This is a genomic window from Vibrio sp. YT-16 (assembly GCF_033337405.1).
In the GTDB taxonomy this organism is placed as follows: domain Bacteria; phylum Pseudomonadota; class Gammaproteobacteria; order Enterobacterales; family Vibrionaceae; genus Vibrio; species Vibrio alginolyticus.
Genome location: NZ_JAWOQQ010000005.1, coordinates 344,031 through 367,565, shown reverse-complemented (window position 1 = coordinate 367,565; position 23,535 = coordinate 344,031). Strand labels below are relative to the sequence as shown.

24 protein-coding genes are annotated in these 23,535 nt (G+C 44.5%); 12 read left to right on the top strand and 12 right to left on the bottom strand.

Annotated elements, in window-relative coordinates:
• Positions 1–184: 184 nt before the first annotated feature.
• The 4 genes from coxB to R7F07_RS12180 are packed head-to-tail and all read left to right on the top strand — an operon-like array spanning position 185 to position 4,472.
• Positions 185–1,348: a cytochrome c oxidase subunit II gene (coxB, locus tag R7F07_RS12195; RefSeq protein ID WP_017821602.1), complete on the top strand. Its 1,164-nt coding sequence runs from the start codon at positions 185–187 to the stop codon at positions 1,346–1,348.
• Positions 1,345–2,976 (top strand): cytochrome c oxidase subunit I, encoded by a 1,632-nt coding sequence (ctaD, locus tag R7F07_RS12190; RefSeq protein WP_005375510.1) that lies wholly within the window; start codon positions 1,345–1,347, stop codon positions 2,974–2,976. The genes coxB and ctaD overlap by 4 nt, the downstream gene beginning before the upstream one ends.
• Before the next feature lie 20 nt (positions 2,977–2,996).
• On the top strand, positions 2,997–3,536 hold the full coding sequence (locus tag R7F07_RS12185) for a cytochrome c oxidase assembly protein (RefSeq protein WP_171342520.1): 540 nt from the start codon (positions 2,997–2,999) through the stop codon (positions 3,534–3,536).
• 51 nt (positions 3,537–3,587) lie between these two features.
• Complete coding sequence (locus tag R7F07_RS12180; RefSeq protein WP_005385214.1) at positions 3,588–4,472, top strand: cytochrome c oxidase subunit 3; 885 nt, start codon at positions 3,588–3,590, stop codon at positions 4,470–4,472.
• A gap of 24 nt (positions 4,473–4,496) precedes the next feature.
• On the opposite strand, the gene R7F07_RS12175 is transcribed toward R7F07_RS12180, so the two are convergent.
• Positions 4,497–4,733 (bottom strand): DUF2909 domain-containing protein, encoded by a 237-nt coding sequence (locus tag R7F07_RS12175; RefSeq protein WP_005375504.1) that lies wholly within the window; start codon positions 4,731–4,733, stop codon positions 4,497–4,499.
• Here R7F07_RS12175 and R7F07_RS12170 point away from each other — a divergent pair.
• Genes R7F07_RS12170 through cyoE form a run of 4 tightly spaced genes read left to right on the top strand, consistent with a single transcriptional unit; the run spans position 4,732 to position 7,972 of the window.
• Positions 4,732–5,523 carry an SURF1 family protein gene (locus R7F07_RS12170; RefSeq protein WP_171342595.1) on the top strand — a complete coding sequence of 264 codons (792 nt, stop codon included), beginning with the start codon at positions 4,732–4,734 and terminating at the stop codon, positions 5,521–5,523. The two genes, R7F07_RS12175 and R7F07_RS12170, sit on opposite strands and share 2 nt — an antisense overlap.
• On the top strand, positions 5,513–6,049 hold the full coding sequence (locus tag R7F07_RS12165) for a hypothetical protein (protein WP_025768462.1): 537 nt from the start codon (positions 5,513–5,515) through the stop codon (positions 6,047–6,049). Before R7F07_RS12170 ends, R7F07_RS12165 begins: the two co-directional genes overlap by 11 nt.
• 11 nt (positions 6,050–6,060) lie before the next feature.
• Positions 6,061–7,080 carry a COX15/CtaA family protein gene (locus tag R7F07_RS12160; protein WP_154203947.1) on the top strand — a complete coding sequence of 340 codons (1,020 nt, stop codon included), beginning with the start codon at positions 6,061–6,063 and terminating at the stop codon, positions 7,078–7,080.
• Positions 7,073–7,972, top strand: coding sequence for a heme o synthase (gene cyoE / locus R7F07_RS12155; protein WP_005375639.1), 900 nt, complete (start codon positions 7,073–7,075; stop codon positions 7,970–7,972). The genes R7F07_RS12160 and cyoE overlap by 8 nt, the downstream gene beginning before the upstream one ends.
• Positions 7,973–8,054: 82 nt before the next feature.
• Here the strand turns inward: cyoE and R7F07_RS12150 are convergent, their stop codons facing one another.
• Together R7F07_RS12150 and R7F07_RS12145 are read right to left on the bottom strand one after the other, a co-directional pair.
• Positions 8,055–8,528 carry an FKBP-type peptidyl-prolyl cis-trans isomerase gene (locus R7F07_RS12150; protein ID WP_005375638.1) on the bottom strand — a complete coding sequence of 158 codons (474 nt, stop codon included), beginning with the start codon at positions 8,526–8,528 and terminating at the stop codon, positions 8,055–8,057.
• Between the two features lie 13 nt (positions 8,529–8,541).
• The gene (locus R7F07_RS12145; RefSeq protein WP_171342521.1) at positions 8,542–9,174 is read right to left on the bottom strand and encodes a thiol:disulfide interchange protein DsbA/DsbL; all 633 of its coding nucleotides are present in this window, start codon (positions 9,172–9,174) and stop codon (positions 8,542–8,544) included.
• Positions 9,175–9,456: 282 nt separating this feature from the next.
• Here R7F07_RS12145 and R7F07_RS12140 point away from each other — a divergent pair, with 282 nt between their 5' ends.
• A complete protein-coding gene (locus tag R7F07_RS12140) occupies positions 9,457–10,083 on the top strand; it encodes an OmpA family protein (protein ID WP_171342522.1) in 627 nt (208 codons plus the stop codon).
• 191 nt (positions 10,084–10,274) lie between these two features.
• Here R7F07_RS12140 and R7F07_RS12135 read toward each other — a convergent pair whose 3' ends face one another.
• From R7F07_RS12135 to R7F07_RS12120, 4 genes are all read right to left on the bottom strand, one after another.
• Positions 10,275–10,634, bottom strand: a complete 360-nt coding sequence (locus tag R7F07_RS12135; protein ID WP_005375631.1) for a glutaredoxin family protein — start codon at positions 10,632–10,634, stop codon at positions 10,275–10,277.
• 111 nt (positions 10,635–10,745) lie between these two features.
• Entirely contained in the window at positions 10,746–11,288 is a 543-nt protein-coding gene (locus R7F07_RS12130; RefSeq protein WP_167415930.1) for a hypothetical protein, read from the bottom strand.
• Entirely contained in the window at positions 11,275–11,820 is a 546-nt protein-coding gene (locus R7F07_RS12125; RefSeq protein WP_005375627.1) for a YaeQ family protein, read from the bottom strand. Before R7F07_RS12125 ends, R7F07_RS12130 begins: the two co-directional genes overlap by 14 nt.
• A gap of 89 nt (positions 11,821–11,909) precedes the next feature.
• Positions 11,910–12,119 carry a cold-shock protein gene (locus R7F07_RS12120; RefSeq protein WP_005375625.1) on the bottom strand — a complete coding sequence of 70 codons (210 nt, stop codon included), beginning with the start codon at positions 12,117–12,119 and terminating at the stop codon, positions 11,910–11,912.
• A 365-nt stretch (positions 12,120–12,484) separates the two neighbouring features.
• Here R7F07_RS12120 and R7F07_RS12115 point away from each other — a divergent pair, with 365 nt between their 5' ends.
• The 3 genes from R7F07_RS12115 to R7F07_RS12105 all read left to right on the top strand — a co-directional run bounded on the left by R7F07_RS12115 (position 12,485) and on the right by R7F07_RS12105 (position 15,686).
• Positions 12,485–12,772, top strand: a complete 288-nt coding sequence (locus tag R7F07_RS12115; protein WP_167415931.1) for an alternative ribosome-rescue factor A — start codon at positions 12,485–12,487, stop codon at positions 12,770–12,772.
• A 248-nt stretch (positions 12,773–13,020) separates the two neighbouring features.
• Positions 13,021–14,463, top strand: coding sequence for a diguanylate cyclase domain-containing protein (locus R7F07_RS12110; protein WP_017635871.1), 1,443 nt, complete (start codon positions 13,021–13,023; stop codon positions 14,461–14,463).
• 332 nt (positions 14,464–14,795) lie between these two features.
• Positions 14,796–15,686 carry an RNA polymerase sigma factor RpoD/SigA gene (locus R7F07_RS12105; protein WP_025768458.1) on the top strand — a complete coding sequence of 297 codons (891 nt, stop codon included), beginning with the start codon at positions 14,796–14,798 and terminating at the stop codon, positions 15,684–15,686.
• 26 nt (positions 15,687–15,712) lie between these two features.
• On the opposite strand, the gene R7F07_RS12100 is transcribed toward R7F07_RS12105, so the two are convergent.
• The 5 genes from R7F07_RS12100 to R7F07_RS12080 all read right to left on the bottom strand — a co-directional run bounded on the left by R7F07_RS12100 (position 15,713) and on the right by R7F07_RS12080 (position 23,534).
• Positions 15,713–16,087 carry a hypothetical protein gene (locus R7F07_RS12100; RefSeq protein ID WP_005375619.1) on the bottom strand — a complete coding sequence of 125 codons (375 nt, stop codon included), beginning with the start codon at positions 16,085–16,087 and terminating at the stop codon, positions 15,713–15,715.
• 105 nt (positions 16,088–16,192) lie between these two features.
• Complete coding sequence (locus R7F07_RS12095; protein ID WP_171342524.1) at positions 16,193–18,331, bottom strand: ATP-binding cassette domain-containing protein; 2,139 nt, start codon at positions 18,329–18,331, stop codon at positions 16,193–16,195.
• Positions 18,328–19,914, bottom strand: coding sequence for an ABC transporter transmembrane domain-containing protein (locus R7F07_RS12090; protein WP_171342525.1), 1,587 nt, complete (start codon positions 19,912–19,914; stop codon positions 18,328–18,330). The genes R7F07_RS12095 and R7F07_RS12090 overlap by 4 nt, the downstream gene beginning before the upstream one ends.
• On the bottom strand, positions 19,904–21,328 hold the full coding sequence (locus tag R7F07_RS12085; protein ID WP_042521475.1) for a TolC family protein: 1,425 nt from the start codon (positions 21,326–21,328) through the stop codon (positions 19,904–19,906). The genes R7F07_RS12090 and R7F07_RS12085 overlap by 11 nt, the downstream gene beginning before the upstream one ends.
• Positions 21,303–23,534, bottom strand: a complete 2,232-nt coding sequence (locus R7F07_RS12080; protein ID WP_042521473.1) for a response regulator — start codon at positions 23,532–23,534, stop codon at positions 21,303–21,305. The genes R7F07_RS12085 and R7F07_RS12080 overlap by 26 nt, the downstream gene beginning before the upstream one ends.
• Position 23,535 lies beyond the last annotated feature (1 nt).

Below are 23,535 nucleotides of genomic sequence, written 5' to 3'. Positions count from 1 at the left end.
GAACAAAATTTAATCATATTTAATTTCTTGAAGAACCTTGGAACTATAACTAGCCTTTTAACATAAATATAACAAACCGTGTCGAAATCGTAGTTTTTGTGACTTTTCGTAAAGTTGTTCGATATTTGCATCGGGACGCAAGGAAGCTCGCGTAGGCGTAGCGGCTGAGCAGAGGAGAGATCTTTTGAAAAGATTAACGACTACTCTAGCCTTATCACTGAATGTGATTTTAATCACATTTTCCTCTTTTGGTTGGTCAAAGGAAAATGACTACAACATGACAAAAGGGGTCACAGAGATAAGTGGGCAAGTGTATGAATTACATATGCTGATTTTCTATATCTGCTGTGTAATTGCTTTGATTGTTTTTGGTGTGATGTTCTATTCCATCTTCCGTCATCGCAAGTCAAAAGGAGCAGTTGCAGCACATTTCCATGAAAGCACAAAAGTGGAAATTATTTGGACGGTCATACCCATCATCATTCTTGTCGCTATGGCGATTCCCGCAACAAAAACTCTAGTAGCAATGGAAGACACAAGCCAATCGGATATCACGGTCAAGATCACAGGCTCGCAATGGAAATGGCATTACAGCTATTTTGGCGAAGATGTTGAGTTTTTTAGTTTGCTTGCCACCAGCCAAAAACAAATTGATGGAATCGAAGCTAAAGGCGCACATTACTTACTGGAAGTAGACAACCCTTTGGTGTTGCCTGTGAATCGCAAAGTGCGTTTTTTGATGACTTCTGATGATGTCATTCACTCTTGGTGGGTACCGGACTTTGCCGTCAAGAAAGACACCATTCCAGGTTTTATTAATGAAGCATGGACAAGAATTGATGAGCCAGGCGTATATCGCGGCCAATGTGCGGAGCTATGTGGTCGTGCACACGGATTTATGCCGGTGGTGGTGCATGCGATGGAAGAAGAAAAGTTCGATGAATGGCTAGCGAGTAAGAAGCAAGAACTCGCACTTCAAAAAGCGGCGGCACAAGAAGCGCTCTCTCAAGACTTATCTATGGATGAATTGATGTCGCAAGGCGAATCGATATACACGGCGCGTTGCGCTGTGTGTCATCAGGCAAATGGTGAGGGGATTCCGGGTGCATTTCCCGCGATTAAAGGCAGTCCTATTGCAACCGGAGATGTTACAGAGCACATAGATATTATTGTCAACGGTCGCCCGGGCACCGCAATGCAGGCTTTTTCTAATCAGTTAAGTGACAAAGAAATTGGCGCGGTTATCACATATCAACGAAATGCATGGGGCAACGATACTGGCGATACAGTGCAAGCATCCGATGTGAATGCCTTTAAGGCACAAGGCAGTGCTAAGGAGGAAATATGAGTAAGCCAATAGATAAGGCAGTGAAGTCTGCGCCAGCAGAAGCCAGTGCGAACAGTACCATTGCGATTGATGATGGTCACGAGCATCATGCACCCCAGGGCATCACTCGTTGGTTGTATTCTACAAGCCATAAAGACATAGGCACCCTCTACCTTTGGTTTAGCTTTGCGATGTTTCTAACAGGTGGTGCGATGGCTATGATCATTCGTGCCGAACTGTTCCAGCCAGGGCTACAGCTAGTCGATCCGCAGTTTTTTAATCAAATGACCACGGTACACGGTTTAGTGATGGTATTTGGTGCGGTGATGCCAGCATTTACGGGGCTTGCTAACTGGATGATCCCGATGATGATCGGCGCTCCAGATATGGCGCTGCCGCGCATGAACAACTTGAGCTTTTGGATCTTACCTTTTGCATTTCTTATTTTGTTGAGCTCGTTGTTTTTACCTGGCGGCGGTCCTGATTTTGGTTGGACGTTTTATGCTCCGCTGTCCACGACTTATGGCCCGGATAGCACTGCGCTGTTTGTATTCTCTGTTCATATCATGGGTATCAGCTCCATTATGGGCGCGATCAACGTTATCGTGACGATCGTAAATATGCGAGCTCCGGGAATGACTTGGTTCAAGTTACCAATGTTTGTTTGGACTTGGTTAATTACCGCTTTCTTGCTAATCGCGGTTATGCCGGTATTAGCGGGTGCGGTGACCATGGTTCTTACTGACAAATATTTCGGGACTAGCTTCTTTGACGCAGCTGGTGGTGGTGACCCGGTAATGTTCCAACACATCTTTTGGTTCTTTGGTCACCCAGAAGTGTACATCATGATTTTACCGTCGTTTGGAATCATCTCCGCCATTCTGCCTGCTTTCAGTGGTAAGAAGCTGTTTGGTTATCATTCGATGGTTTACGCGACGTGTAGCATTGCATTGTTATCTTTCCTTGTGTGGGCGCACCACATGTTTACCACGGGGATGCCAGTTTTTGCTGAGCTCTTCTTCATGTATTGCACTATGCTGATTGCGGTACCAACGGGGGTTAAAGTCTTTAACTGGGTTGCCACCATGTGGCGTGGAGCTCTGACCTTTGAAACGCCAATGTTGTTTGCCATTGCCTTTATTGTGCTGTTTACCATTGGTGGCTTCTCGGGACTGATGTTGGCGATTGTGCCGGCGGACTTCCAATATCATGACACTTACTTCGTGGTTGCCCATTTCCATTATGTGTTGGTATCTGGTGCGGTATTCTCGATCATGGCAGCGGCATACTACTGGCTACCTAAGTGGACGGGCAATATGTACGACCACAAGCTGAGTTTATGGCATTTCTGGTGCTCAATTATTTCCGTCAATGTCCTGTTTTTCCCAATGCACTTCCTAGGCTTAGCGGGCATGCCAAGACGCATACCGGATTACGCCATTCAGTTTGCTGATGTTAATCAAATAGTATCAATTGGTGGGTTTGCATTTGGGTTGTCACAACTGATCTTCTTATGGTTGGTGATCAAGTGTATTCGTGGCGGGGAAAAGGCTTCTGCAAAACCGTGGGAACGTGCGGAGGGCTTAGAGTGGACAGTGCCAAGCCCTGCGCCACATCATACGTTTACTACACCGCCTAAGATTGACTAGCAAAGAGTGGGGTGAGTGACATGAAACCGAATCCATCAAACAAGAAGCTCACAGTGAAGTTGCTTTTGGCGACCCTGTTAATGTTTGGCTTCGGCTATGCACTGGTCCCACTTTATGACGTGATGTGCGACGCACTGGGAATCAATGGAAAGACAAGTGAAGTGGCCGCCATTCAACCGACAGGTATGCAACCGGACATGAGCCGAACTATTCGCGTGGAGTTTATGGCGCATGTCAGCCCAGATATGCCTTGGGAGTTTAGACCCAAAGTGATTTCGATGGATGTTCACCCAGGTGAAGTCGTACAAACCGAATACCTTGCATTTAATGAAAGCGGGCAGAAGTTGGTGGGGCAAGCCGTTCCTTCTGTTTCTCCCGGGACTGGAGCTGCTTACTTCAATAAGATTGAGTGTTTTTGTTTTAACCAGCAGCCTCTGGATGGTAAACAGCAAGCTCAAATGCCGTTGATTTTTTATATCGAACCGGACTTGCCGGAGTCTATACACACGTTAACGCTGTCTTACACACTCTATAAACTTCCCCCTCCTATAGGCTCTTAGCCACTCAGGGAGAGATATACAGACCAAGGTTGGTCAGTAAGGAGAGAAATTATGAGTAACAAGCCAGGAACATATTATGTTCCCGCTCAAAGTAGCTGGCCGATCATCGGTGCATTTGCTCTGTTTTTGGTTGCTGTTGGCGCAGGCATGACCGTCCAGGGGACACAAAGTGACGGTGCAGTGGGAACCATTGGTGGCATTGTGCTAGCGGTGGGCTTCTTGTTCTTGCTTTACATGTTGGCTGGTTGGTTTAGTAATGTGATTACTGAATCACTGAGTGGAAAATACAGCTCGCAAATTACTCGTTCTTTTCGCCAAGGAATGAGCTGGTTTATCTTTTCTGAAGTGATGTTTTTTGGTGCCTTTTTTGGTGCCTTGTTCTACGCCAGAATGATTTCTGTGCCTTGGTTAGGTGGGGCAGATAATAACTTCATGACTAACGAAGTCCTGTGGCCAACCTTCGAAGCGATGTGGCCACTCACACTGACACCGGGGGGAGAAACAACACAAGCTATGCCGTGGCAGGGCATACCCCTTACCAATACTATCTTGCTGCTATTGTCGTCTATTACGCTACATATGGCGCATATAAGCCTTGAACAAGACAAAAGAACGGCACTGATTGTTTGGTTAGAGATAACCATCGTACTTGCTGGCTTTTTCCTATATTACCAAGCGGTTGAGTATGTTCATGCTTATCAAGACATAGGGCTCACGTTGCAGTCCGGTATTTACGGTAACACGTTCTTCATGTTGACGGGATTCCACGGTTTACACGTTTGTCTTGGGACTATCTTCTTAATCGTGCTGCTGTTCAGAATCGCTAAAGATCACTTTTCGCCAAAGAACCATTTTGCCTTTCAAGCGGGCAGCTGGTATTGGCATTTCGTGGATGTGGTTTGGTTATGTCTGTTTGTGTTTGTTTACGTACTTTAGGCTCAGTGTGAACTCTTGGTTCGACTAATAAGGGCGAGGGTTTGGTGCTAGCCAACCCGAGCTGAGCGCAATAAGCAAAAGGACGACCACCAAAGCGGAGAACATGACTCGACGGCCTAAGTAATGACTCATGGGTTTGTCTCTTTTTTCAGGATTATCTGGGTCTTCACGAACCATTTCGATAAGCGCTTTTGCGAGGTTGAAGATAATGAAAAGCAGCAAAAGGACAAGCGTCAGTTTGAATAGAAATACGGTGGACATGGCACCTCCGGTTTCATCATTGTTGTTATCAAGACAATTATGGCTATTGAAACGGTTTTGGGTTGCAGTTGGTTTAACTGTGGTTGTGTTTTCTCTTTTGGTCAAACTGGGTTTTTGGCAGTTTGAGAGAGGGCAAGAAAAACAAGCATTGGAACAAGCCATTCTCGCGCGTGCGGATAGTGCGTACCAAGCACTAAGCGTCGTTCTTGAAGACAACGACTGGCGAGAGGAAAGTATCCTCGGGAAAAAAGTGGAAGTTAATGTTGTTCCTCAGGCGTTTCCCGTAATTTTGTTAGACAACCAAACGCATCAAGGCAGTGTGGGATATTTAGCATTTCAGATTGTATTGACGAGCGATGAGCCTAGTGCCTATGCGTTATTGGAGCTTGGTTTTGTCGAGGGAAGAGCAGAACGCTCAGTGTTACCAACGGTCACCAAACTCGATAATTCGACTTTCATCACAGGACGCCTGTACCGAAAATCTACTAATCCACTGAGCTCAGAGTTAATGCCGGAAGTTGGCGATGTTATTCGCGTGCAAAACCTAAACATCGCGCAATTGAATCAGCTACTGAATATTGAACTTATGCCCGCAGTCTTGCAGCCAGACAATTTAACTCGTTGGCCCTATGACTTTCCTTGGAATCCATTGCCACTCAATAGTGCCAAACATTTTGGCTATTCGATTCAATGGTTTTCGATGGCAGGTGTTTTCTTGTTACTGACTTTAATTGTTTTTGTTCGTTGGCAAAAAAAGTTGCGTCATATGGAGGTGAAGCATGACATCTAAAGTAACCAAAGGACGACTAATGTTGATTGCGCTGGTTTGTACGTTCGCGCTTCCCGCTGTCATTGCAAAAGTCATTCTCACACAAGGGTGGTATCAAAGCGGAGTGACCAATAGAGGCGAGTTAGTCGAACCATACACGACGTTAGAGCAACTTGGTCAAGAGTCACCTCTCAAAGACCATGGTTGGCAACTCGCTTATGTATTGCCTAACGAATGCACTGAAGAGTGTAAACAGCAGCTTTACCTGCTTCAGCAAAGCCATGTTGCTTTAGGTAAGTATCAAGAGCGAGTAGTGCCAGTCGTTTGGCAGACTGAGCATTCAGATCCCATAGAAGTATCGATGTTAGCGATGCAAATGAATGAATTGGTTACCGCAAAAGTGAAACCTGGGCAAATGTTGATCGTTGATCCTCTTGGGCAACTGGTGATGTCTTACTCGCCGAAACCAAATGAGGACTTAGTCCTATTGAATAAAGGTATGTTGGCGGACTTACGCAAGCTCTTAAAACTGTCACGAGTCGGTTAGAGGAAGTGCATATGAAATTAATTCAGTTGGTTAGATTCAGTTTGCTGCTAACTCTCGTGGTGATCATGTTAGGGGCATATACTCGCCTTTCAGATGCAGGGTTAGGTTGCCCGGACTGGCCTGGTTGTTATGGGCACTTTTCTGTGCCGCATCAAGAAGAAGACGTCATACGTGCTAACCTGAACTTCCCCGAGCGGGCAGTAGAGCATGAGAAAGCATGGCTTGAGATGATTCATCGCTATTTTGCAGGAACGTTAGGTTTAGTCATTTTTGCGATGGCAGCGATATCAATAAGGTCTGAGCGTGTAAATTCAACCATTCCGATGTTGCTAAGCGTATTGGTGATTGGGCAGGCACTTTTGGGAATGTGGACAGTTACTCTTAAATTAATGCCCGCCATCGTGATGCTTCACTTGCTCGGTGGTTTCGTTTTATTGGCGTTACAGGCGATTTTTTACTGCCAATTAAAAGCGCAAAACAATCTCTATTTCTCTCCATCTTCTAGCTCTCTGAGAGGCTTTTCATTGTTGGTTTTTCTGGTCGTTTTGGTGCAAGTGCTCCTTGGAGGGTGGACTTCGTCAAATTATGCTGCGCTGATGTGTACCACACTGCCGATTTGTGAGGGAGACTGGATGAGCCATCTCTCATGGAAAGAAGCGTTTTCTTTCTGGCAAACTGGATTCGAGAATTATGAATTTGGTGTTTTGGAGTATCCGGCAAGAATGACTATACACGTCACTCATCGTATAGGCGCTATTGTTACCGCCACCGTGGTATTGGCTTATAGTATTGGGCTTATGAGGCAAGATTCTCATCATTCACAGAGAATCGGAGGGTGGTTGTTGTTCACTCTGGTGTGCCAAATTATGCTGGGTGTAAGCAACGTAGTATTTCAACTTCCTATTTATGTCGCGGTGGCGCACAACCTTGGTGCCGCTGTTATGTTGAGTCTCGTTTGTGTTAGCCAGTTTTACTTGTGGCAGGGTAAAACGGCTTGGAATTACACCGCGAAAGGAGTTCGCTATGAGTAAAGAAATCGCGCTGTCATTAAATGGGCGAAAGCGACTAAGTTCCGTTTATTTGAAGTTAACGAAACCTAAAGTGGTGGCGTTAATGTTGGTGACGGCAGTAGTAGGGATGAGCTTAGCCCCGGTTGATGATTTCCCCTGGTTGCAGGCGGTAGTTGGCCTAACGGGGATTGGTCTGATGGCCGGGTCTGCGGCAGCGTTTAATCATCTAATTGACCGCCGAATTGATGCGAGAATGGCACGCACACACAAACGACCATTGCCATCGGGTGAGACTAAGCCATCATCGGTGATAGCCTTCGCTACAGTTTTAGGTGTCTTAGGGTTTGTACTTCTATATGCGATGGTCAACCCGCTGACGGCATGGTTGACTTTGATGAGTTTGCTCGGCTATGCGATGGTATACACAATGTACCTCAAACGTGCTACGCCCCAAAATATCGTCATTGCAGGGATTGCCGGTGCGATGCCGCCTCTTCTCGGTTGGACTGCTGTAACAGGGCAATTACATGCGAATGCTTGGCTGCTCGTGATGATCATTTTTATCTGGACGCCACCACATTTTTGGGCTCTCGCTATTCATCGTGTCGAGGATTACCGCAAGGTAGATATTCCCATGCTGCCAGTGACACACGGCATTGAGTACACCAAAACTTCTATTCTGTTGTATACGGTGCTATTGACTTTGGTTTGTGTTCTACCGGTTTTGGTTGGCATGGTCGGCGTGGTGTATCTTTTTGCCTCGCTACTACTCAATGTTGGCTTTATGTACCATGCATGGAAGCTAAAATATGCACCAGAGCCAAATACCGCGATGGAGACGTTTAAATTCTCTATCTATCATCTTTTGGCGTTGTTCATTGCATTGCTTTCGGATCACTATATTGGTTTTTAACCTCTCTTAAAACAGAAAACGCCGCGTGGTTCGCGGCGTTTTTGGTTTTGATACTTTGGCTTTAAGACAAAGCTTTCTAGATTTATTGAATTTCTAGCAGTTCAACATCAAAGATCAAAACACTTGCTGGTGGAATTGGGCCAGAGCCACTCTTACCATAGCCAAGCGTGCTTGGTACGAAAAGGCGGATTTTCTCACCTTCTACCATGTATTGTAGACCTTCTTGCCAGCCTTTAATGACTTGGTTAAGACCAAATGAAATCGGCTCACCACGATTAACAGAGCTATCGAATACCGTTCCATCAATCAAGGTGCCGTGGTAGTGTACTTTTACTTTACTTGTTGCAGTTGGGTGAACCTCACCTTCGCCTTTTTCAAGAACCATGTATTGAAGGCCACTTTCTGTTGTGATAACGCCTTCTTTTTTCGCATTTTCTAGTAAGAATGCTTGGCCTTTGGCAAAGTTTTCATCCGCTACTTTATGGTTTGTCCAAGTACGGTAAATGAAAAAGCCCGCCAAAATAAAAATAATAAGAGGAAACAAAAATTTAGACACGTGATCTCCTTGTCTATTTAGGTTGTTTTAGCAAAAAGTTGATGGTTTCTGCCATGGCTTCAACGCGGTCATGACCACCAGTAATCACTTGATATTTTCCGTTTACGATAAAGGCTGGAACGGAGTTAATTTGGCCGCGAGTCGTGATCGCTTCTGCCTTAGTGATGTACTCAAACAGCGTTTTTTGCTGTGCTTCATCTAAATGGTAAGGGCTGATAAGGTTGCGAGACTCAAAGGCTTTCTCTACGGCGATTTGGCGTTCCTCAGCCGTTGCATCGGCACCCATTTGCACAGCAGTAAAAAGATCCGCCATAAACGCTTTATCTGGTGTTGATTCAAGCTGCATTACGGCAGTATAGAAGATGATGGCGCTCACTTGTGCACTTTCATTGAACGTTACATGCATTTTTTCAACGCTTTGATCGGTCAATGATTCAATTTGAGGGACAAACTCTTCCATTGAGCGGCAGTGGCCACAAGTTAAAGAGAATGCTTCAGTCAGGGGAGCTAAATCATATTCTTCAAGGGATACTGGCAAAACTTCGTATTGTTTGCCTTGCTGAGGCTGACTCTTGCCGCTATCGCATGCCGACAAAGCCATTACGGCAACAACAACAGCAAAGCCTTTCGATATGGTTTTTAACATAGTAGTGCTCTAAATGAGAAATTTGCGTTAGTTTATCGGTTAACGATAGTGACTAAAACCATTAAATAACAATAAAGTGAGACCATTGGTAACAGACTTTGCCTGACGTATGGACTGTAAGGGTAGGGTATTTTAGTGTTGCGTTTTATTTGAGAGATGATTTTGCATTGACTCCAGTGGCATGAACGCTGCATAGACAAACCAGTCGGTGGACAAAAGCGCTAAAGATTCGGCGTGTTTTGTCGACACAATGAACAAGAGTTTTTCTACGTTGGTAATGGTATGAAGCATTGGTTTTTAATTGTTTGTGGCATTCTGGCCGGGTGCAGCAGCCTCGATCAAGATATGGTCCCTGGTGGGAACATTTTAGATACAGCTCCTAAATCAAACACTGAGCTGAGACACCCAGAGTGGGGATACCCGAGCGCATCCAATGTGGCTTCTTCCCCTCGTTCATATCAAACGGCGAGGGCGTCAGTAAAAAAGTCGCAAAACGTGACCTCTCTGGAAATGTTCCTGAGCAGGCATAACATTCCTCACGAGACGCTCAGTGGTGGTCACCTGATGATACGTTTGAAAGAGCAAGTGCATTTTCAAACGGGTTCTGCACGGTTATCTGCTCAATCTCAAGACTGGATTCGAAACATTGGTCACTATCTGGCTGGAAGAACTGATGTTGATGTCGTGATTGATGGTCATGCGGATAGCACGGGAACTGAAAGCTTCAATGACACGCTATCTGAAAAGCGAGCTCGTGAAGTAGAAAAACAACTATTGGCGACGAGTATTCCACGTCAACGAGTGTTTTCTAGAGGCTTCGGGGAGTATGTACCGAAGTGCAGCAATGCGACAGCGAGTGGTAAAGCTTGCAATCGGCGCGTAGAGCTAACATTGATCGTGGATGAATAACGCAGACGTTAGGCGGTAATCTTCGTTGTGTTGTTCTTGCATACCCGTTATTTGCTTAGTGGAGTTTAAGTTCGGAGTTGAGCAAGAAGACTGAATAAGGAAAGCTCGCACGGCAACATTTAGCTAGAAAAAATAGAAAAGAGGCACCGTTAGGTGCCTCTTTTACATCCGCCAATGTTCATAGGGGGAACTTAGGCAAATTCTTTTTCAACGTAAGCGACGATGTCAGATGACTCGTATAACCACTGTGTCTCGCCATCTTTTTCGATACGAAGACAAGGGACTTTAACTCGCCCACCACCTTGCTCTAGTTCAGCTCGATGAGTCGGGTTATTTTTTGCATCACGTAGCTCAATGTTCACCGATTGACGCTTCATTGCACGGCGGACCTTTACGCAAAAAGGGCAGGCTTCAAATTGGTAAAGTGCGTATTGTTTCGCTTTTTCATCAATACGTTGCTGTTCTTCTGCGGTGCGCTTAATACCACGAGGTGAGAACACCGCGTTCAGCAATAAGATAACCTTGCCTAAAATCCAACGGATAAACTTCATAATGATCCCTTGATGTTCATTGGGTAATTGTCCTTTAAGAATGCAATCATGATGCTTGTTGCACTGAGCGTGAAGTCTATCAGTTGTTTGAAATGGATAAAACCATGTATTTTATGCGGAAAATAGACGTGTAAACCAACCCCAAAAGCCACTTGCTGAAGCCGGACGGGCTTCTTTACCTTGATAAAAACTTTGCATGAGTTCGGTTCTGAATGCATCAACGTCCATGCGTTTTATGACAAGCTCGTGCTGCAATGTATTTTGAGTCTGCTCGGCATGATCGTGCGCCAAGCTGAAATCCATATTTAAATAGCCTTGCGTGTATAACCAAAGGTGGGTGACTAAGATTAGGTCTTCAGCAGATTGGTTAGTAAACTTATCCGCGTGCTCATTACCCAAGGAGTCAGTCAGAACTTGCTGCATACGCTGGGTAGAGTGAGCATTTTGCTCGTAGTTAGCACTTGCTTCAATATGTGATTTGGTCAAAAGGCCAAGCAGGTGAAGAGTAGGTGCTGTTGTGGGTTTGTTCTCACAAACTTTTGTAAATAGTTGTGACTGTTCTTTTAACCAACGTCGCTTTGCTGCTTTATGTTCTTTAACAAAGGGGATTTCTTCAAATCCCATCTCTTGACTCAGTTCACTAAGAGACGTCATGGTTTTTTAGTTCCTTCACCGTTACTTCGATATGTTGATCATTGATATCAACAAAAATTGAGCTGCCAGTAATCATAACAGAAAGGCTAGTACCTCGGTCAAGGTGCTGACAAATCAAGTCGATAGCGTCATAGTCAAAGCTCTCTACGTTGACGGGAAGCATTGAGAACTTTCCTGACATTTTGTCCCACCAGACAGCCGCTTTGGTGTTATAAGTGTAAACTTTTACATGCTTTGCTAGGCGAGAAGCTTTCTTAATTCTGTCTGGTTCTGGTTCGCCAATTTCAATCCAGTGAGTAATGCTTTGATCATCGCCAACATGCCATAAATCAGGCTCTTCAATCGTAGAGAGTCCTTTTGTAAACTCCAGATTGCTTTGAGCATTTAAACAGTAAGCTAGAATGCGAGCCAACATTCGTTGCGGCTTTTCAGAAGGGTGAAGGGCGATAGTTAGATTTTTAGAATCGTAATAGTCATTATTCATATCGGAAATGGCGATACGAAATTTGTAAATGGTTGGTTTAAGAGCCATAGATTTATATCGTTTTGTTGGCAAAATAAGTTTTAGGCAAAAAAATAGCCAGCTTTAAAAGCTGGCTATCGTATCAAATTCTTTAAGAATTAAAGTACTTTGATTTGCTCTGCTTGAGGGCCTTTTTGACCTTGAGAGATAACAAATTCTACTTTCTGGCCTTCAACTAGAGTACGGAAGCCGTCACCAGTGATTGCAGAGAAGTGAGCAAATACGTCAGGACCGTTTTCTTGTTGAATGAAACCGAAGCCTTTAGTTTCGTTGAACCACTTAACTGTGCCAGTAGCTGTGTTAGACATGTCTATTTCCTAAATATCTAAATAATGTAATCTTTCGCCTCAACGGCGCTTATAGCGTGGAAAAATAAATTGCTATTGCGTACCACAGGACGACGGGTTACAAGTAATCCAACGAAATGTGAAAACAAAGAACTTTCTTTCTAGCCGTGTTTGAGTCTAGGTTAATTCCACGAAGAGTCAACATATATTAGTGCTTTATGGACAAATATTTGTATTTAGTCACTATTTAACCAGCATGTTTTTGATTAAATTTCAAATAAATGACGGTGATGTGAAGTTTTTTAGCATAAAATTCAACTAAATCTATAAATTTGACTTATTTATATAATTATTGTCCAATCTGGTTCGACCATTAAGGAGGATTTATGGCAAAGCGTAAAATCAGTCCTCAACCGAGTGGCTCACAACATGAGACCGACTTCGGCAGAGGTGAAATCAAAGACAACGCGTTAAAAGCGGTTGTTACCAGTCAGCTGTTCCAAATACGAGTCGTTAAAGCGAAAAAAGGTAAAGGTAGCTTCAGCCGTAAAATGAAGCATAGAGGCAAAGAGCCCTATTCAAAGTTCTCCCCAAGGTGGATTTTGAATAGGGCTTTTTTATTGGTACTAGGTGTTTGCAAAACTGATGATATTCAATTTTTTAGTACCAGATAAGTTTTCCTAATTTATCATGTACTGCTTCAACTGCTTCAACTGCTTCAACTGCTTCAACTGCTTCAACTGCTTCAACTGCTTCAACTGCTTCAGCGAACCAAGCGTTGAAAGTACCAATTAAGTACTAAAACTTACTAAGTTAGATTCATATCAATAAGCGTCACTTCCTGTATTATGCAACTCTACTATATCTTTAGTCTAATCAAACAGCCGAGATTATGGTTTAAAAAGACTGGTGAGAAGTAGGTATGTCATCGACGAGTTATGGTACTTATGGTTGCAAATGTAAAAAAGCGTGTGCTTCTTTATTACTACTGTGGCTGTCCATTTGTCCGATGGCGCATGCACACAAGTCAGAGTCTCATTCTTTAATTGTTGCTAACTCCAAAGCGTGGAAGCCGTTCTCTTACCTTAGCCCAGATGGTGAACCTAAAGGTATTTTAATCGACTTTTGGAAAGAGTACGCGGCGAACAACCAAATCGACGTTCAGTTTCTCCTTTTGGATTGGGATGCTTCTTTACAAGCCGTAAAAGAGGGTAAGGCTGACTTTCACGGAGGACTTGTCTACTCGCCCGAAAGAGCGAAGTATATGGACTTTGGCGCAGTCATAATGCCTATCCAAACCAAATTGTACGTAAATAAAGATGTACTTTCGGTTGATATCAGGAGTGTTTTAACTGGCGAAATGACGCTGCCAATTGGCGTTGTTAAAGGAAGTTACGAGTCTGAGTTTGTTCAGACGAATTACCCGAATGCACCTATCGCAGAATACATTAACAATGATTCGATGATACAAGCCGCCGTCGATAAAAAGGTGCTGTACTTCGTTGCAGACCTGCAAGTTGCTAACTTTTATATGGCAACCACGCCGGGAGCGGGTATGTTTGTCCCGACAATTAGCTTATATAGTAAAGATCTTCGGATTGCAGCAGGAATGCACAGTGCAACTTCCATTTTAGAGGTATCAAGAGCGTTTGAAAAAGTCATCGATACGGATCGTGAGCGGATCCTCACCCGTTGGAGTGTGGTGAAAACGGTTTATCCACTTTATCTTTTCCCTATTGCCATTTTCATCATGGCGGTTGCAACGCTTTATCATATTTTTGCCCTCAAACGTATGGTTGCTCTTCGGACAAGGCAATTAACGATTGCCAATCAGCAATTGCTGGAGATGACGTTGACGGATTCTCTCACAAAGCTATACAACCGTAGACACCTTATTGAGCAATTGGCGCTACTGAATCATTTGAAGCGAAACTTAACGGTGATGGTGTTTGATATTGATGATTTTAAATCAATCAATGATCGATATGGCCACCTTGCTGGAGACCGAGCAATAGTTGCCATCGCAGAAGCCGCTAAGTCGATGACTGATGACCGAATGACATTGGCGAGAATTGGAGGAGAAGAGTTCGCACTCGTTACGTCGTCTCTGTCAGAGCGAGAAGCACTCAATTTTGCCAATATGCTCTGTAAAGCCGTTTACGATCAGCCTGTTATACTGGGTGGACAAGCAATTCATTTGAGTATCAGTTTGGGCTGTGCTTACTATCCTGAGTTTACCCACATCGTGAGCTTGCAAGATGCTGACGAGTTGATGTATCAAGGTAAGTCTGAAGGAAAGAATCGTGCAGTTTTCCAAGTTATAACAGACTGTCAGCTTCAACCTGCGCTTCGTCAAGTGAATTAGGTCTCGCTAATTCAACTGATACTTCAAACCATCCTCAAGCCTCAAAGGTTTAGTCAGAGTAACGTGGTAAGCGTTGACGATTACGTTGCGTTGTTTTCTTTGAGGCCAATTTGCGTACAAATATTCGCACTTTCATATATATAACCCCCACCTGCTCACGTTTTTATCATAGAAGCAGTAATTGTTTTAAAGTGATAAGCGATTTCTTGGTAAAGATCAGAACCCCTGTCTACACTCAGTGTAAAGTAATGCATATAAAGCATGATGCATACGGTGTTGTACAAAAACAATTAAAGAAGATAAGAAATAAGTTGGCTTGAGAAGGACGGGGAATGAACAACGAATGCTTTGCTAGGTTCCGAGCTGTCACGGATGAACTGTCAATGAAAGAATCGTTGTCAGTTGGGAAAGACCCTTATGCTCACTATCTCAAAGATATTGTGGGGATTGATTTGTTGTCTCGTGAAGAGGAGTTGCATTACGCCAAACTTAATCGAGCTGGTGATGAAGAAGCGCGCGAAATGTTGATTGAGTCTAATCTTCGACTTGTTGTGAAAATCGCAAAAGGTTACCTCAAACGGCCAGGTAATAACTTTACTCTGCTCGATTTAATAGAAGAAGGTAACATTGGTTTGATAAAAGCGGTCGATAAGTTCGATCCTGAGCCAGGCTACCGTTTTTCTACTTATGCGGTATGGTGGATTCGCGAGAATATAGAAGCGGCATTAATGAACAATGGCCGCACGGTACGTTTACCTGCTCATGTGTGCAAAGAGATAAATAGCCTGGCTTTAAAAAAGCTCGATGCGTCAAAAAGTGAGAGCAAGGAGTTGTCTATTTCTGAACTCTCACGCTGCTCAGGGGTGAAAGCAGAACGTATAGATGAACTTGTTGCTCTAAGTGGTTTTATTGATGTATCGACCACTGCGGACCTACATCGTGTTCCATTTGTTCTTGAACTGTGTGAAAGTGAGTATACGCCAGATCCACAACAAGACTGTGAAAACCAGTGCTTTACTCAAGCTATTGAAAATATTATTAAAACTTTGCCAATTAAGTTGCAGAAAGTCTTGATCCATCGATTCGGATTATTTGACCAGAGAGTGAAAACCTTGTCGGAAATAGGCCTGTTATTAAACGTGTCTAACGAGCGTGTTCGTCAGATGCAGATAGAGGCGGTTGAACGCGTGCAGAAACGTCTCCGATTCGATGGTTGGGTTTAAGATTTTTAGCCCCTTATCCTAGCCGATTAATTTACTGGCTTGCTACTCTGTTCTTCCGTAAGTAACAGCAGCTCAAGCTGTGCTTTAGCTGCTGCCTCCAATCTCCATACACTCAATAATCGGTTAAGTGCTGCGCGATAAGTACGACTTTTGAGTAAAAAAGCGAGCGTACTTGTGTAGTTGTTTACGACTTGCGCTTGTGTCTCGACCAAAGCAGTTTTGTTTTCGATGTCGATGTGTTGAAGGTTAAAGTCAGGAAGAAACGCACACTCATACCATACCTCTACAATTTCACGAATTTCGAGTTCTTCTTCAGGCACGTCGAAGTCTTGTAACTGGTAGTTTTCTGGTATCGTTGATAAATAAACCACATCCAATTTGTCTGCAACAAATGTATACATCGGATTCCTTAGTGTACGCGCTTACAGAGTAAATAGTCTCATCGTTTACATTTTTGTCTATGACCGTGCTCAAGTATGAATGATGAACCACACCACATTCCGAACTTAACTTAGACTTTTTAAGTACTTATCGGTTAACCCGAAATACTTCAGGTTGCCATCTGGCTCCAAGACTAAGCTCATATTGGATGTAGAGATCATGCCCGGATCATTCGTTGAGAAAATAACGGTCTTATTGAGTAGTTTGTCGCTAAATAACCGCTTGAAGTAGTGGGAATTTTCTTGCTCTGCACCATTAAATGGCTCGTCAATGATAATCAAAGATTGTTCGCAGTTGCCTAGCCCTAATGCGAGCCGCAGTCTTTGTTGAATACCATTTGGTAAACTTTTACAGATATCAACGCTCAATTGAGTGTCTAGGCCTTGTGGCAACCATGTATCGAGCTCAAAGAAACTCACCATTTCACGCATTTTTTCTGTTGGGATTAACCCATTATGCAAGATGAAGTTAGTCTCCAAGGAGCCTTCAAAAATATGCAGGTTAAACGGGATGTAGTTAATCGAGGTTCGATAGCGGTAACTGTTGAATTGTTTGATGTTATAACCGTCCACCGAAACTGAGCCTTGATAGCGTTCCTCTAGCCCAGCGATAATAGAAATGAGCGTCGTTTTACCGCAACCTGTTGGTCCACAAATCACAACTTTTGCGCCCGGTGGAATTTTAAAACCAAGATTAGTTAAGCCTGTTGCCGCACCACTATAACGATGGCTCACACCAGAGCCGACGATACTACCTTGAAAGAGGCGAATAGGGGGGCTTTTCTCTAACGTTAGCTTATCGTCATTCATCGCCATAAGGTTGTTGATTTGCGCAGAAGACGCCTTAATGGATTGGAACTTAGAAATAGAGTTGTAGATGCCCATAATAGGCCCCAACGCCTTCCAGACTAAAATTACGGTAGCAAGCATTGCACCTGCATCGGAGGTGCCGTCCATCACGCCGATAACGGCCGCGACGATACTTGCGGTACCAATAACCTGAATCAAACTCCCGCCTGCTGCCTGAACCCTGCTATTAGTCACTGAAACATGTTCTGCATCGTTGGTGCTTTGTAAATGCGATGCGCTAAAGCGGGACTGGATAACACGCAATAATGGCAAGCCTTGGATGGTTTTTATACCACGAAGAATCTCATTCCATTGGTAAGAAACCATGGCGTTGGCGCGAGAGCTCTTGGACGTGGCTTGCGAGTAGATGTAACGAGAATAAACACAGAACACCAACATCAGAATCAAACCCGCCATGACGACCAATGCTGCGGTTCCTGACATGATGGCAATCGCGACAATGAACACGATAACAAACGGCATGTCGAAGTAGCTCAAGGTTGACTCTGCGGTTACCAAACGGCGGAAAGTGTCGATGTCTTTCAAACGTGCTAACTGAGAAGAGACACCAGCGGTAGATGTCATCGAATAAGGAAGCCACAACAGTTTGGATATTACGTTTTGAGAAATATGCACCGCCAAATCCTTCCCTGATGTGGCGATGATGTTGACCCGCATTTTCTTGAAAAAGTATTCCGAGAACCCAACAATCACAGCAAATAACGTGAGCCAATAAAGCGTGGCTTGCGAGCTAGAGGTTAAGGCGAAGTTGTACACACTCATAATAAAAAAGGGCTGGAGTGCGCCGAGAATACTGACCACGAAGCTGAGGATAATTAGGCTCTTGAGTTCATTGTTGTAGCGATAAAACGCGTATTTAATCCAGTTACTGCGGTCTTGAGATTCAGGTGGCGGCTCTCGAAACAAGCGCGAGTATTCGCTGACCGAGACCAACAAACATGGCTTTTTGCAGAGCGGGTATTCAATGGTGTTGTTATTGGTGTAATCAAACAGGATCAGTTTGCCGTCTTTGGTGCCCAAGAAAATCGCAGTGAGGTTTTCTATCTCGATAAAACAAGGATGAGGGTGCCCCTCGATGTGCTCCAACGTTTTTAATTTGGTGACGTCACAACGGTAACCAAGGCGTTCAATGGTGGCTATAAAACTGTCGCTGTCTTTTGGTTTAGGGATAAAAGCGTCACTGAGGATAGAAGGCGTGCCTTCCCATTCAAGCGCAATGAGGGTGTAAGCTAAACCACGAATCAAAGGTGACTGATTGTATCGCTCATCATAACTGCGAGCCTCAAAGTCCAACAAGCGTTGAGGGACATTATTAAAATCAACCAAAATACTCATTGGTCACCTCCGGTAAGTTTGACACGTTTGAGGCGATGATTGAGTTTGTCCATCTTATTGCTGACGATGATGAGGACTTTGTCGTTGGCGCGATAGGCGGTGCTGGTCAAAACCAATCGAGCAAAGTCGTCATCATAAACACAGTCGATGTCGTCGAAGATCAACACTCGTTTGTTTGCAAGCAAGGCACGCACCAACAACAGGGCATAAGCGACTTGGCGCGAGAATGGGTTGCGTAAATGTCCTTTAAGCTCGGTGTAAAAACCAGCGGGAAGGGCATCGATTTGTGCTTTGATGTTCATGGTTTCGCAAAGCGCAAATGCGGTGTTGTTTAAGCTCGGGCGGAAGCAAGTCAAGTTGTCGATGATGGTGCCTTCGACGAACGAACTGGTTTTGTCGACCATGAGCACGCTATTACGCCAGACGTTGTAATTGACGTCATCAAGTGGTGTCTCGTTGATCTTAATGTCCAGTTTGTTGTCGGTGTTTTGCCGCGTAACGCAATTGGCAAGATGGGTTTTGCCTGCGCCGCTTTTCCCCGTCAGCAAGTAAGCCTGGCCACGTTCAAACTCGATGCGTTGCTTTTCCGAATACTTCACCGAGATGCGCTCGACTTCCGTCGTGTCGTTTTGTTGTTCTATAGATGCAGCAAGCTCAAGCAGCTCGGCGATACGTTGAATATGAAGCTTGTTCAACTCCCATCGACTCACCGTGCGCATTACTTGCTGGTATGGCGCGAAGTAGCGGTTGGTAAGCATGATGATGGCAGCCATGATGCCTTGGCTCGATTGCATGTTGATAACTGCCGTTGCCAAAACCACCACCACACAAGCGATGGAGAGCTGTTGTATGAGCGACAAGATAAGGTTGAAGTTTGATTCAATTTGCTCGTATTTGATGTTCTCGACTTCACGTTCTTCCACCATTTGTGTCATCAAGCTCTCAACGCGATATTCCATATTGCGCGCTTTGATATCGAGTGGGCTAGAGATGATCTCGATGATTTTAGAAGTAGTTAAGCCTTCGATGTCGGATTTGTTTTCTAAGCTGTTGATTTTCTGCTTGGAAAGACTGAGTGCGAACACCGCCAAAATGATGGAGGCGAGCAAGATGGTCACTCCCGCCCAAATGTTGATCACACCGATAATCAGAATGGTCAGTATGCTGACGGCAAGGTTGATCAATGCCCGTACAGATTCTCCGCCAAAGAAGGATTTAATCTCTGGAATGGTCGCAATACGCTCTAGGTATTCACCGGGTTCTAGACGACGAAACTTCGATATCTCAGCCAAACAGATTGATTGAAACACCTTGTTGGTTAAGTTGGTTTCGAATTGCTTCATGATCACCGACGAAATCTTCTCTTCCTGATTCTTTAAGTGATAGTCGAGGAAGATGGTGATCAAGATAATGGCAAACAGAAGAAACAGCGTGTCTTTGGCTTGGTTAGGTAAAACACGGTCAAAGATAATCAGAATCGAAAAGGGCAGTACTAAACCAAACAGCGTCGAGATGACCGTTGAGAAAGTCAGGTAACATTTGTCAGCAAAGTTAATCTTTTGGGAAAAATACTCAGTTTGCATTGCGACCTCCTTTCTTAATCGATGGTTTGGAGAGAAGGTGTTTTGGAACTAAGTCTTGATTGCTTCTGCCTTCGATATCGCTCATTAATTGCATGATGCTTTCGATGGATTGCACCGACAGCATGCCTTTGATTTGCTCAAGATTGATCGATTCAATGATGTAGTCATAACGCGCGCTCTCGTAATCACGTAGCGCGCTAAACAGTTTACTTTCCGCGGCCAGTAAGTCGGTAATGGTTCGCGTGCCAAGTTGGTAGGCGCGTTGAATGCCTTTGTAGGAAGCGTAGTTGGCACGGATGATGTTCTCGTAACTGCTAATAGCGCGGGAGAAGTCATTAATGTTGAGTACCGAGGTGTTAACGCTATTGCGTGTCGCGAACAATGAATCTTGGTACAGCAGCTCGGTTCGCTCGATGGCAGTCGACGATTTTTGATAACCGTAGTAATCCGAACCGCCGGAGAAAATTGGCACATTCAAGTTCAACCCGACGCTGGTCGAGTTACTGTCCCCTGTTGCGGTTGGGTCGGTTCGGTCATAGTTGTTCGCATCGTCGTAACGGTAACTGGCAGAGAGCGATACGGTCGGCACAAAGTTTGAACCGCTTTCTTTCAAGCCTCTTCGGCTGCGCTCGACGGTTTTCTTCGCAACCAATAAGTCGTTATTGAGCTTCAAAGCTTGTTCAAGAATCTCACGTTGTTCGGATTCGCTGATTTCCGCCAAGGGCACGCTTTCGTAGATGTCCTGTGATGGGGTGACTGGGTATTGAACTTGAATCTCTAAACCGTTCAAAATTACGCGCCGGTCTTTCTCTAAGGTTCTTAAGCGATTGGCAATGCCTTCTTTCTGGGCAATTACCTCATACAACTCGCTCGCCGCAGTGTTGCCAAGTTCCACGTTGCGACGCATTTGGCGCTCACGTGTTTCAGACGATTTAAGTTCTACTTGGGTGGCTTTGATTTGCGCGTTGTTTTTGAGGTATTCGAAATATTGCGTCGCGATTTCAGAAATGGTGCTCTGGATTTTGTTCTCGTGTTTGATTTCTTCAATGTTGAAATCAAGCTTCGCGGTGCCGTATTTAAAGATGTCACCAAGGTTAAACACCGATTGGGATAAAGACACACTGTAGCTGTTCGAGTTGTAGCTAGAACGTGTATCCGGTGTTCCCGTTAATATGGTTTCGTTTTCATTCCATGTGGTATCAGCAGCACCGTTTAAAGAGGGTAGAAACTTAGAACGGCTAATGTCGATGTTGTATTCGTTTTCTTCCACGCCTTTGTCACTAGCGCGCAGAGATAAATTGTTTTCCAAGCCGAGTTTGACCGCCTCAAGCAAGGTGGTCGCCATTGCCGAAGGAGCGTTGCTCAATGTAAGCGCTGCCAATACACAGCTAGTTAAGTTTCTGTACCGCCACATACTTGTTGATCACCTTGATGATTTCGTCGTTTTTATAAGGTTTGCTGATCACGTAATCCATTCCAGCTTCGATACAAGCTTGGTGTTCATTACTGCTGGTCAATGCTGTCGCACCTATAATGGTGCAAGGGTTCTGTCCGCTCTCTTGTTCGTATTGTCGAATGCGTTTGGTCGCTTCAATGCCGCCCATGCCCGGCATGATGCAGTCCATAAAAATGATGTCTGAGCGCTGATTCATGAAATGCTGAACGGCGTCTGCGCCATCGCCAACGGTGTCGGCTTCGTATTCTTGCTTGCTCAAAATACGTTTGAGTAGAATCTGTTGAACACGGTCATCCTCCACAATCAGGAATGAGCTGTTCTCCATCTGTTCTTCAGAGGCTTCCGCTTCCATGATTGCTAATAGGTTAGGGATGAACTCATACGGAATCGCGGGGGAGTTCAGAATCTTGTCGACAAAGGTATGACTCTCTTGTGCTTGCTGAGTGCTAGTGACTGAAAGCAACAACTTCGTGTTCGGGTGATTGCGCAGTTGCGATTTCACCGTTTTGCTCAGTGAGGGCAGCTTGTTTGGCTCGAACGTGTCGGTCAGCATGATGGCATCGTATTCGCCAAAGGTTTTTGCCGCAGAGAAGAGTTCGTTCGGCGTTCGAATTGGCGTAATCTCTAAGCCCAAGTTGACTAACATTTTGCTCATCACATCAATGCGCAGCTGAGAGTTGGCACACAGTAATAGGCGCTTATTGTCGAAGCGAGTTTTCTCGGTGTGGAAGCTTTTGGCTTTCAAATCGAGCTGAATTTGAAAACGTTCCTGATTGCCCGATTGATACCAATGGCTCTCGTAATAGCCATAATCTTTCAACACGCTTTTCGCCAAATCGTCTTTGGTTGCAGTGTGCTGTTTATGGTCGCTCCAGTGTAGGGTATTGAGCTTGGCAAGCGGCACATCCAGCGTGGTTAAGAAGTTTAGATTGATGGTCAGGCGGGTATTTTCAATGTCTGACGCCGCACCTGATTCAATGGTGACAAACAGTTTCTTGTCGGCTTTGAGTTGGATGGCATTTGATAGCTGTAGGAACAACACCCAGAATAAGCTGGTGGATTGTCCTTCAACACGGTTTGGTAAGTTATCTGAGATAAAGCAGTCTAGCTCACCTTCATTTCGCTGCACTTTTGAACTGATGTGAATCATCAATTCAGACAGTACATTCAGCAGTGAAAACTCTTTCGATTTGCTCTCGGTCCCTTGTGAAATGAGTCGGTTGTAGTTCTCTGCCAATTCAGACAGGGTATTGGCAGCCGAGGTTATATCTTGCGCCATCAACACGCCGCTCTCATCGGTCTCTTGAACGAGATATTGCACGCCGCCGTTAATGGTGTTGGTGATGCCACGAATCTCGTAACCAATCAGAGCATAGAGCTGCTTGTAGAGATCGTTATTGCGTTTTTGTTCTTCGAGTTTGCTGAAAATCAGTTTTAGGTGAGAGTAGATCTGACGCTGCTTCGGATTGATGCTCACTTCATTCAGCAACTCTTCCAACCTTTGTAAATCCAGTTGTTTGAGCTCTTGATAAAGCTCATCGAATTCTTGGTCAATGTCACGCTCATTCGAGCTGGATTTTTTCAGCTTAAGGATTGCCACCAAGTTCGATAGCACTGCGATACCAACCAGTACGACAACGACCACAAACAACCAAATGAAGAACTCGTTTTTCTCCATCATTAGGTCGCTCGCATGGTTGTTAAATATGGTCCGGTAGTTGTCGTCCATTTGTAGGTAGTTATTGGTGAGCGAGAGGTACAGTGCCAACACATCGTCGCGTGTTTTTTGGCTGTCTGAGAAGCGATTGATTGCCAGTTCAAGCTGCGTGTATTCGGTCGCGCCCACCAAGCTAAACTCGGTTTTGTTGAGTGACGCGAGCGACTTAAATTGGTCAATTTCGTCTTTCAGAACCTCAAAATCAAGCTCTGTTGTACTGCAATAACGTGCGCTTAAACAGCGTTGAAGCGTTTGAATATCAAACTCGATAGTTTGGTTGAGCTGTTGAGCTTGAACCAAAAGAGGCGCGTTTTGCACTTTCTCGACTGAATCCACTTTTTCCCAAGAGATATACAAATAAAAGGCGAGGGCAGCCAGCATCAAGCTGAAAGCAATGCTTAGGCGCATAACAGGAACGGAAATATTGTAAGAAGGCTTGCTACTCATC

What these genes read in the sequence shown, in the direction of transcription:
- R7F07_RS12170 (WP_171342595.1), top strand. Translation starts at nt 4,732, where the DNA reads ATGGCACCTCCGGTTTCATCATTGTTGTTATCAAGACAATTATGGCTA.
- R7F07_RS12165 (WP_025768462.1), top strand. Translation starts at nt 5,513, where the DNA reads ATGACATCTAAAGTAACCAAAGGACGACTAATGTTGATTGCGCTGGTT.
- R7F07_RS12180 (WP_005385214.1), top strand. Translation starts at nt 3,588, where the DNA reads ATGAGTAACAAGCCAGGAACATATTATGTTCCCGCTCAAAGTAGCTGG.
- ctaD (WP_005375510.1), top strand. Translation starts at nt 1,345, where the DNA reads ATGAGTAAGCCAATAGATAAGGCAGTGAAGTCTGCGCCAGCAGAAGCC.
- R7F07_RS12115 (WP_167415931.1), top strand. Translation starts at nt 12,485, where the DNA reads ATGGCAAAGCGTAAAATCAGTCCTCAACCGAGTGGCTCACAACATGAG.
- R7F07_RS12085 (WP_042521475.1), bottom strand. Translation starts at nt 21,328, where the DNA reads ATGTGGCGGTACAGAAACTTAACTAGCTGTGTATTGGCAGCGCTTACA.
- R7F07_RS12175 (WP_005375504.1), bottom strand. Translation starts at nt 4,733, where the DNA reads ATGTCCACCGTATTTCTATTCAAACTGACGCTTGTCCTTTTGCTGCTT.
- cyoE (WP_005375639.1), top strand. Translation starts at nt 7,073, where the DNA reads ATGAGTAAAGAAATCGCGCTGTCATTAAATGGGCGAAAGCGACTAAGT.
- R7F07_RS12140 (WP_171342522.1), top strand. Translation starts at nt 9,457, where the DNA reads ATGAAGCATTGGTTTTTAATTGTTTGTGGCATTCTGGCCGGGTGCAGC.
- R7F07_RS12135 (WP_005375631.1), bottom strand. Translation starts at nt 10,634, where the DNA reads ATGAAGTTTATCCGTTGGATTTTAGGCAAGGTTATCTTATTGCTGAAC.
- R7F07_RS12110 (WP_017635871.1), top strand. Translation starts at nt 13,021, where the DNA reads ATGTCATCGACGAGTTATGGTACTTATGGTTGCAAATGTAAAAAAGCG.
- R7F07_RS12125 (WP_005375627.1), bottom strand. Translation starts at nt 11,820, where the DNA reads ATGGCTCTTAAACCAACCATTTACAAATTTCGTATCGCCATTTCCGAT.
- R7F07_RS12130 (WP_167415930.1), bottom strand. Translation starts at nt 11,288, where the DNA reads ATGACGTCTCTTAGTGAACTGAGTCAAGAGATGGGATTTGAAGAAATC.
- R7F07_RS12090 (WP_171342525.1), bottom strand. Translation starts at nt 19,914, where the DNA reads ATGCAAACTGAGTATTTTTCCCAAAAGATTAACTTTGCTGACAAATGT.
- R7F07_RS12160 (WP_154203947.1), top strand. Translation starts at nt 6,061, where the DNA reads ATGAAATTAATTCAGTTGGTTAGATTCAGTTTGCTGCTAACTCTCGTG.
- R7F07_RS12105 (WP_025768458.1), top strand. Translation starts at nt 14,796, where the DNA reads ATGAACAACGAATGCTTTGCTAGGTTCCGAGCTGTCACGGATGAACTG.
- R7F07_RS12120 (WP_005375625.1), bottom strand. Translation starts at nt 12,119, where the DNA reads ATGTCTAACACAGCTACTGGCACAGTTAAGTGGTTCAACGAAACTAAA.
- R7F07_RS12145 (WP_171342521.1), bottom strand. Translation starts at nt 9,174, where the DNA reads ATGTTAAAAACCATATCGAAAGGCTTTGCTGTTGTTGTTGCCGTAATG.
- R7F07_RS12100 (WP_005375619.1), bottom strand. Translation starts at nt 16,087, where the DNA reads ATGTATACATTTGTTGCAGACAAATTGGATGTGGTTTATTTATCAACG.
- R7F07_RS12080 (WP_042521473.1), bottom strand. Translation starts at nt 23,534, where the DNA reads ATGAGTAGCAAGCCTTCTTACAATATTTCCGTTCCTGTTATGCGCCTA.
- R7F07_RS12185 (WP_171342520.1), top strand. Translation starts at nt 2,997, where the DNA reads ATGAAACCGAATCCATCAAACAAGAAGCTCACAGTGAAGTTGCTTTTG.
- R7F07_RS12095 (WP_171342524.1), bottom strand. Translation starts at nt 18,331, where the DNA reads ATGAGTATTTTGGTTGATTTTAATAATGTCCCTCAACGCTTGTTGGAC.